Source organism: Streptomyces sp. NBC_00286, assembly GCF_036173125.1.
GTDB lineage: Bacteria > Actinomycetota > Actinomycetes > Streptomycetales > Streptomycetaceae > Streptomyces.
In genome coordinates, this window is sequence record NZ_CP108054.1 from 5,786,127 (window position 1) to 5,792,500 (window position 6,374).

Genomic DNA, 6,374 nt, shown 5'->3' on the forward strand with positions numbered 1-6,374 from the left:
CCGCGGCAACTCCGGAGCCATAATCAGACGCGTGAGCGCAGAGAACGGCACCCCGGACACCACCACCGCGGGCTCCCAGGGTTTCCCGGGGCCCACGGCTGACACCGGCCCCCGCCCCGAACCCATCCGCTTCTTCGGCACGACCTGGCTGAACCACGACGACGGCTACGCCGCCCGCCGCATCGCCGCAGCCACCGGCTCGCTGGCCATCGCTGCCGCTGCCTGCCTGATCCTTCGCTTCGCCTACGAAGGTCTGCGGATCGCCGAGACCGGCGGCTTCGTCACGCTCCTCATGATCGTGATGTTCACGATCTGCAGCGCGCTGGCCTTCCGCCACACCTGGGGCAGCTACACCCGCCGCCCCGACCCCGAACGCCAGGCCTCCCTACGCGGCCTCCTGGCCATCGGCTTCATCGGCTCCCTCCTCGCCTACTTCTTCCGCTCCCTCATAGAGGCCCCCGGCGAAAAACTCCACCGCGAGGAATACGAGACGGCCCGCAAGCAACACGAGAAACGCGTCACCCGCCGCACGGGCAACCCATCGAAGAAGCGCCGCCGTTCTTAGCGAGCTGCCTGGCGGAGCGGTACCGCGCCCCTCCAGGGGCGCGCGGCTGCGACTACCCGCGCCCCATAGGGGCGCGGGGAACTGCGCGACCAGCCACGACGGACCCGCAGCTCCTCACTGCATTTCCAGCGGAGCGCTGTCACCGCCACCTACCGTTCCTGGGGACTGAGCAGGAGTAAGTCCGCTCAGCCGCACGCCCCGAACGGTCTTGGGCGCTCCCCCAGACTCCGTCCGGGGGGACCCCCAGGTCCCCGGCGTACTCAACCCCGGGGTGGCGACACGCATCCTGTCCGTGGTCCGGGCTCGGGAGGCCGGATCCCTCACGACCTGGCCATTTGGGTGCGGCCAGAGGCGACGGGGAGGCCCCGAACCATCACTCCGGTGGAGCGGGGGCCCCGCACTCCCCCAGCTACCGCTGGGGGTGCCCCCAGGCGCCGTACCCGGCGTCCCAGATCGCACGATCACCGTAGCCCGAACAGCCCACAACGCCGCAACCTCGGAAGGCCGACCATCACACGATCGAGCTAAACCGCCCTCGTTCACGCTCCCCGGTGAGCAGTTGGCAACCCCCTGCCACCATGGCCATATGTCCACGACGCCCCCACCACAGCCCTCCGCCCTCCACGCCGCCCGAGCCCACTCCTTCAATGCCGCCGCGGCCCAGTACGCCGCCAACCGCCCCTCCTACCCGCCCGCCCTCTTCGACGCGATCGAAGACCTGGCCGGTCACCCCCTCGCTGGCTCCCGCGTCGCGGACATCGGCGCCGGTACGGGCATAGCGACCGCACTGCTCCACGCCCGCGGCGCAGACGTCGTCGCCGTAGAGCCCGGCGACGGCATGGCGGCCCAGTTCCGCCGTTCCCTCCCCGACGTCCCCATCCTGCGGGGCGACGGCAACTCCCTCCCCCTGGCCACTGCCTCCACCGACTTCCTCACCTACGCCCAGTCCTGGCACTGGACCGATCCGGCCCGCTCGGTGCCGGAGGCATTCCGTGTCCTGCGCCCAGGCGGCTCGCTCGCTCTGTGGTGGAACACCAGCGCCCTGAAACTCCCGTGGATCGCCGAGCAGGCCAACCGCATCGAGCGCCACCTCGGCACCGCCCGCGAGGTGGACCGAAACGGCAACGGCCCCGAAGTCAGTGCCGCGCTCGCCGACCCCACCGGCCGCCTCGACTTCACCCGCCGTACGATCCGCTGGAGCCGCCACGTCCCCGTCGACACTCACCTCGCGAACATCGGCAGCCACTCGATCTTCCTCGTCAATGGCGAAGAACGCACCGCAGCCTTCCTCGCCGAGGAACGCCAGCACCTGCTCAAGGCCTTCCCAAACGGCACCGTCGAGGAGGTCTACGACGTAATCCTCCTGCTGGCCACCAACCCAACCACCAGCTCCTGACCCCACCCGACATCCCCGCCCGGAACCCCTCCACACGGCACCCGGCACCCAAGGACCCGCCGACGATCGAGACCGGCGGTGAGCGGCAACTGCCGGTTAACTCGCGATCCGCCTGCCCACCCGCTCCTCGCCTCGCGCCATGTCCACCCGAGCCCCCCGCGCTCCGCCTGCCCTCACGCCCACCCGGGCTCATCGAGCTCCGCCTCCCGCCACGCCCACCGGGCCGCCGCGCCCCGCCTCCCCTCACGCCCACGGGACCCTCGCGCCCACGCGCGCTCTTATGCATACCCGGGCGTCGTGCCCACCCGGGCGTCGTGCCCACCCGGGCGTCGTGCCCACCCGGGCCTCACACCCACGCGAGCCCTTACCCACGGGGGCATCGCACGCACAGGCGCGCCCTCACCCACGGGGGCATCACACCCACACGCGCGCCCTCACCCCGACACGCCCCCATGCCACAGCACCCCTCCCCTTGACGCACCCAGCCCCCGCGAGGATTATTCATCACATGATGAATTACGCGTCCAGGCCACCCAATGAGGGAGCACCCCGCCCCGACGAGACACCCGGCGCACCAGGCACCCCCGCCGTCCGCGCCGAAGGCCTCACCGTCGTCCGCGGCCCCCGCACGGTCCTGCGCGGTCTCGACTTCACCGTCCCGCGCGGCCAGGTCACCGGTCTCCTCGGTCCCTCCGGCTGCGGCAAGTCGACCCTGATGCGCGCGATCGTCGGCACCCAGGCCAAGGTCACCGGCACCCTCGACGTCCTCGACCGCCCCGCCGGCCACCCCACCCTCCGCACCCGCATCGGCTACGTCACCCAAGCCCCCTCCGTCTACGACGACCTGACGATCCGCCAGAACCTCGACTACTTCGCCGCGATCCTGGACCCCGGCCGCGGCTCCGCCGAGCGACGGCACGAGAACGTCACCCGCGCCATCGCCGACGTCGACCTCACCAGCCACGCCGACGCCCTGGCCGGCAACCTCTCCGGCGGCCAGCGCAGCCGCGTCTCCCTGGCTGTGGCCCTCCTCGGCACCCCCGAGCTCCTGGTCCTCGACGAACCCACGGTCGGCCTGGACCCCGTACTCCGCCGTGACCTGTGGAACCTCTTCCACGCCATCGCCGCAGAACGCGGCGCCACCCTCCTGATCTCCTCCCACGTCATGGACGAGGCCGAGCGCTGCCACCGCCTCCTCCTCATGCGCGAGGGCGAGATCCTCGCCGACGACACCCCCGACGCCCTGCGCCACCGCACCGACTCCGAGACAGTCGAGGCAGCCTTCTTGCACCTGGTCGACGAGGCGGTCGCGGCGAGCCGCAAGAAGGAGACGACGACGCGATGAGCACGACCACGAGTACGAGTACGCCCACGACCATGGCGCCCGCCCCGACGAGCGCGCTGAACGCTTCCCGCACCACCGCCACCGCGGCCCGGGTCCTGCGCCAACTCCGCCACGACCCGCGCACCATCGCGCTGATGATCCTCATCCCGTGCGTGATGCTGTTCCTGCTGCGCTACGTCTTCGACGGCAGCCAACGCACCTTCGACAACATCGGCGCCTCCCTCCTCGGCATCTTCCCGCTGATCACGATGTTCCTGGTGACGTCCATCGCCACCCTCCGCGAACGCACCTCCGGCACCCTGGAACGCCTCCTCGCCATGCCCCTCGGCAAGGCCGACCTCATCGCGGGCTACGCCCTCGCCTTCGGCGCCCTCGCCATCGTCCAGTCCGCCCTCGCCACCGGTCTCGCCGTCTGGGCCCTGGGTCTCGACGTCACGGGCTCGGCCTGGCTCCTCCTGCTCGTCGCTCTCCTCGACGCTCTCCTGGGCACGGCCCTCGGTCTCTTCGTCTCGGCCTTCGCCTCCTCGGAGTTCCAGGCCGTGCAGTTCATGCCGGCGGTGATCTTCCCCCAGCTCCTCCTCTGCGGCCTGTTCACTCCCCGTCCCAACATGCACCCCGTCCTCGAAGGCATCTCCAACGTCCTCCCCATGTCGTACGCAGTCGACGGCATGAACGAAGTCCTCCTGCACACCGACGTCACCGCCGACTTCATCCGAGACGTACTGATCGTCGCCGCCTGTGCCCTCCTGGTCCTCACCCTCGGCGCCGCAACCCTTCGCCGCCGCACCGCCTGACGCCCCAGCTCAGGGTCGCCATCCATCCCGCCCAGCGGACAACGGCGACCCACCCCGCGACCCCGGTGCGAGGATGGGCCCTGGACGACGCACCACCCCCGCCCGGAGGGCAACCGAACATGACCCAGAAAGTCGCAGTGCTCGGCACCGGCAAGATCGGCGAAGCCCTGCTCAGCGGAATGATCCGAGCCGGCTGGTCCCCCGCCGACCTCCTGGTCACCGCACGCCGCACGGAGCGAGCCGAAGAACTCCGCACGCGCTACGGCGTCACCCCGGTGACCAACCCCGAGGCAGCCAAGACCGCCGACACCCTGATCCTCACGGTCAAGCCTCAAGACATGGGCACCCTCCTCGTCGAACTGGCCCCACACGTCCCCGCCGACCGCCTCGTCATAAGCGGTGCGGCAGGCATCCCCACCTCCTTCTTCGAGGAGCGCCTCGCCCAAGGCACCCCCGTCGTCCGTGTCATGACGAACACCCCCGCCCTCGTCGACGAGGCCATGTCCGTCATCTCCGCCGGCAGCCACGCCACCGCCGAGCACCTCGCCCACGCCGAGGAGATCTTCGGCGCCGTAGGCAAGACGCTCCGCGTCCCCGAGTCCCAACAGGACGCCTGCACCGCCCTCTCCGGCTCAGGACCGGCGTACTTCTTCTACCTGGTAGAGGCCATGACCGACGCGGGCATCCTCCTCGGCCTGCCCCGCGAAAAAGCACACGACCTCATCGTCCAGTCCGCGATCGGCGCCGCCGTCATGCTCCGCGACAGCGGCGAACACCCCGTGAAACTCCGCGAGAACGTCACATCCCCCGCGGGCACCACGATCAACGCCATCCGCGAACTGGAGAACCACGGCGTACGAGCCGCCCTCATCGCCGCAATCGAGGCAGCCCGCGACCGCGGCCGCGAACTGGCCTCCGGCAGCAACACCTGACGCCCACCCCCGGCGCCGGGCCTGGACCCCGCCCGTCCAGACACCCGGCGCCAGGTCGGACCAACTCAGCCGTCACGCCGGCGAAAGCAACCCGATCGCCCGGTACGCCGCGTCCACCGTCGGCCGCGCCATCTCTCTGGCCTTCTCCGCACCATCCCGCAACACCCCCTCCACATACGCAGGATCCGCGCACAGCTCGCTGTGCCTCTCCTGTACGGGCCTGAGGAGCTCGACCACAGCCTCGGCGGTGTCCTTCTTCAAAGATCCGTACGACTCATATACACCGGCCAGGCCCTCGGGGTTCCCACTTTCACAGGCCGCGAGGATCTCCAGAAGATTCGAGACCCCCGGTCGTCCCTCCGGGTCGTACACGACATCCCGCCCGCTGTCGGTCACCGCCCGCATGATCTTCTTCCGGATCACCTCCGGCTCATCGAGCAGATACACGATCCCCGGCCCGACATCCTCGGACTTCCCCATCTTCGACGTCGGCTCCTGAAGGTTCATCACCCGCGTCGCCACCGCCGGATGCGTGGCCCGAGGCACCACGAACGTATGCCCGTACCGCTGGTTGAACCGCACCGCCAGATCCCGCGCCAGCTCCACATGCTGCGTCTGGTCGTCCCCGACCGGCACCTCAGCCGTCCCATACGCCAGGATGTCCGCCGCCATCAGCACCGGATACGTCAGCAGCGACAGCCGTACGCTCCCACCCCGCCTCCGCTCCCGCGCGGCCTTCTCCTTGTACTGGATCATCCGCCGCATCTCGCCGTCCGAAGCCACGCACTCCAGCAGATACGACAGCCGCGCATGCTCATCCACATGACTCTGTACGAACACGGTGCACAGCTTGGGATCAAGCCCCGAGGCCAGCAACAGCGTGGCCGCCTGCCGACTGAGCCTGCGCACCCGACCTGGATCGTGATCCACGGTCAGCGCATGCAGGTCGACGACACAGAACAGTGCGTCGGCGCAGTGCTGATCGACATCGGCCCAACGCCGTACGGCCCCCAGGTAGTTCCCCAGCGTCAGATGCCCCGTCGGCTTGACCCCGCTGAAGATCCGCGTCATCTCTCTACCTCCCGGTCAGGACCACCGCTGCCCGCCGGCCGGGCTCTCCAGGAGGGAGAAACAAGAACGGCCGCCGAGGCGGCGGCCGTTGAGTACATACGTGAACTCGGCCGCCCTCAGGCGGCCCACCACAGCTGGGTGCACGCATGCGTTGTCATACGTCCGAGAGTACCCCTCCCGGGTGCTCTACGGCGCCGAGTTGACACGCCCGAACCCGCTCCGTACTGTTCTCCGAGTTGTCCGACGTGAGCGCCGACTCCGGTCGGTCCCC

The 6,374-nt window shown here is 69.9% G+C and carries 6 protein-coding genes; 5 read left to right on the forward strand and 1 reads right to left on the reverse strand.

All coding sequences use genetic code 11. From position 1 onward, the window contains the following. Positions 1 to 31 precede the first annotated feature (31 nt). From OHT21_RS26670 to proC, 5 genes are all read left to right on the forward strand, one after another. Positions 32 to 565: an EamA/RhaT family transporter gene (locus OHT21_RS26670; protein WP_328770847.1), complete on the forward strand. Its 534-nt coding sequence runs from the start codon at positions 32 to 34 to the stop codon at positions 563 to 565. Positions 566 to 1,151: 586 nt separating this feature from the next. Next, entirely contained in the window at positions 1,152 to 1,961 is an 810-nt protein-coding gene (locus tag OHT21_RS26675) for a class I SAM-dependent methyltransferase (RefSeq protein ID WP_328770848.1), read from the forward strand. A gap of 508 nt (positions 1,962 to 2,469) precedes the next feature. Further along, positions 2,470 to 3,306, forward strand: a complete 837-nt coding sequence (locus OHT21_RS26680; protein ID WP_328770849.1) for an ABC transporter ATP-binding protein — start codon at positions 2,470 to 2,472, stop codon at positions 3,304 to 3,306. Next, entirely contained in the window at positions 3,303 to 4,100 is a 798-nt protein-coding gene (locus OHT21_RS26685) for an ABC transporter permease (RefSeq protein ID WP_328770850.1), read from the forward strand. The genes OHT21_RS26680 and OHT21_RS26685 overlap by 4 nt, the downstream gene beginning before the upstream one ends. A 119-nt stretch (positions 4,101 to 4,219) precedes the next feature. After that, a complete protein-coding gene (gene proC, locus OHT21_RS26690; RefSeq protein WP_328770851.1) occupies positions 4,220 to 5,032 on the forward strand; it encodes a pyrroline-5-carboxylate reductase in 813 nt (270 codons plus the stop codon). Between the two features lie 72 nt (positions 5,033 to 5,104). Here the strand turns inward: proC and trpS are convergent, their stop codons facing one another. After that, the gene (trpS, locus tag OHT21_RS26695; protein ID WP_328770852.1) at positions 5,105 to 6,103 is read right to left on the reverse strand and encodes a tryptophan--tRNA ligase; all 999 of its coding nucleotides are present in this window, start codon (positions 6,101 to 6,103) and stop codon (positions 5,105 to 5,107) included. Positions 6,104 to 6,374 lie beyond the last annotated feature (271 nt).

Excerpts from the sequence above, each read along its gene's own strand:
- OHT21_RS26675 (WP_328770848.1), top strand. The coding sequence starts at position 1,152 with ATGTCCACGACGCCCCCACCACAGCCCTCCGCCCTCCACGCCGCCCGA.
- OHT21_RS26680 (WP_328770849.1), top strand. The coding sequence starts at position 2,470 with ATGATGAATTACGCGTCCAGGCCACCCAATGAGGGAGCACCCCGCCCC.
- OHT21_RS26685 (WP_328770850.1), top strand. The coding sequence starts at position 3,303 with ATGAGCACGACCACGAGTACGAGTACGCCCACGACCATGGCGCCCGCC.
- proC (WP_328770851.1), top strand. The coding sequence starts at position 4,220 with ATGACCCAGAAAGTCGCAGTGCTCGGCACCGGCAAGATCGGCGAAGCC.
- trpS (WP_328770852.1), bottom strand. The coding sequence starts at position 6,103 with ATGACGCGGATCTTCAGCGGGGTCAAGCCGACGGGGCATCTGACGCTG.